The organism is Pseudomonas sp. M47T1 (assembly GCF_000263855.1).
In the GTDB taxonomy this organism is placed as follows: Bacteria; Pseudomonadota; Gammaproteobacteria; order Pseudomonadales; family Pseudomonadaceae; genus Aquipseudomonas.
This window is the reverse complement of record NZ_AJWX01000058.1, coordinates 1-1,958: the sequence shown is the minus strand read 5'-3', so window position 1 is coordinate 1,958 and position 1,958 is coordinate 1. Positions and strand designations below refer to the sequence as shown.

At 58.5% G+C, this 1,958-nt stretch carries 2 protein-coding genes; both read right to left on the bottom strand.

The features are described from left to right. A partial coding sequence (locus tag PMM47T1_RS28425) for a type VI lipase adapter Tla3 domain-containing protein (protein ID WP_008375859.1) occupies window positions 1-1,043 on the bottom strand: 1,043 nt, incomplete at its 3' end. Next, window positions 1,040-1,958 (bottom strand): effector protein Tle3 domain-containing protein (locus PMM47T1_RS28420; protein ID WP_008375857.1); only part of this gene is annotated, 919 nt, incomplete at its 5' end. The genes PMM47T1_RS28420 and PMM47T1_RS28425, both read right to left, overlap by 4 nt.

Sequence of the window (1,958 nt, the reverse complement as noted above, 5' to 3'; positions counted from 1 at the left end):
GGTGTGCCGGAGCTGATCGCGTGGGGCTTTTCGATGCCCGAGGCAACCAGTTCGGCCTCGTAGGCCGTGTCGTAGTTACGGGTTTGCTCCCAGTAGAAGGACCAGAGCTTGCCCAGCCGGCTATTTTTATCTTGGTTGTTTTCCGGTTCGTTGAGGGCTGTCGAGCGCAGGTAATGGAAGGGCTGGGAGCGGCTGACCAACAGACCGGTCACGGTTTCGAAAACGGTGGGCACCACCTTGCCGTTGGTGAGGCCGGGCGTGCCCCGAGGGCGGCTGAGATTACGGGCGACATCGCCGTCTCTGCTGACAATCAGCGCTTGGGGAACCTCTTTGTTTTTCTCCATGAAGTTGAACAGCTCCTGAATCATGCCTTGGGCATAAAGGGTGTTATCGGCCTTTTCGCAAACGAACAGGGTCACTCCCAGGGTGGCAGCGTTTCTGCCGCTCAGGATCAGGCGGGCGGCCCTGGACTGGTTGTCCGGCCTGGCGGGTGGGCCCAGGGCAAAGGTGGGGATGGGCCAGTAGGCGACGCCATCGCGGGCGGAGTGGCGGAAGGCGGCTCGGGTATTAATGGCCGCGAGGTTTTGACGGTTTTGTAAAGACTCGTGGTACTTTTCCGGGTCTCGCGAATGAATCGAAATGAAGTTGTTATTGGTGTTCTTAATCTTTTTCCAGATAGTAGACTGTTGGTTAGCGTCAATGGCGAGCCCTGCCCCACGGATTTCCAGATCAAACTGTTTTACTTTAAGCCGATCCGCTTCACGTATGGACTCACCTAAATCGCGCAGTTTTGCTTCGTCCGCGCGTGTTTCCGCAGCCAAGGCTTTGCCGGCCGAATGTGCCATGAAAGCCATTAATGTACCGGACAGAATCATGAAGGTTCCGAACTTCATCTGTTCACCTATTTCGTTCAGGGGAATGTCTGGAACATGCGGTATGTCCGCTGAATAAAGGCAATAGCTCAGCCATCCCAGAGTGAGGACGGCAGCCAGAACCAAATAAGGCTTGAGCTTCGGGAAGTTCATCAAGGTCGGGTCGCTCATTGGGACGCCTCGCCGCCGGGTGACTGTCCCTTTACCAATGACGGCAATGTCAACGGCACTAAATCAGGAGAAGGAAATATGCCTTTATCGTAGTATTTGAATACCGCCTCGATCATTGCCTGTGCTTCCAGACTTAATTTGCCCAAGCCTGGTAATTCCTTGATGTTGGCGTATTGCTCTTCGGTCATCCGCCAATCCGCCATGGCCAGCAGTACTTCCCGCATCTCCGGATCATCCAGGCACTGCCCCTGCCCAATGGCAATATCCATCGCCGTCACCCATTGATGGTTCACCGCGCTGCGCAGCACCGCCGAGTGATAGCTGTTGGCTTCCCACTCCGCAGGGTCCAGCGCCATGCGCGCCCGGATTTCGTTCGGTGTTTCTTCACGCCTGAGCTGGTACATGACCTTGCGCTGCTTGTGGTGGTGCTCCTCGACTTCGGCTTGGGTGAACACCGCGCAGTCCTCGTCTTCCTTGCCGTCGTTCCACCGAGCCTGTTCGGTGACCACGTCGAAGGGTTTGTCGCGGTAGCCCATCGCTATGCGTTTGAAGTGCGCCTTGGGATTGCCCAGCGCATTGTTCTGCGACACCGCGTCTGGCCGATCAATGCCCGGCGTGTGCTCGCCGCCAAACATGTCCGGTTGATGCACGGGCACCAGTGCCTCGGCGTTGATGCGCCGGGTTTCACCCACACTCGAGCGGCGCTGGACGATGGCCGAGAAGCTCCATTTGGGCAGTGCAGTGCCGCCTTCGCCCTTGTCACGCAGGGCCACCGGGCCGGGGGTGTCGCCCACGGGAATGGGAAGGTCGTGGCGCCGGCGCTTGCTCCATAGCCGCTGGTAGAAACGCAGGCCATGCAGCCGGTCCAGGGCTGGGGTGCGGTCGGGCAACTGGTCGGGCACGCCGAAGGTGCCT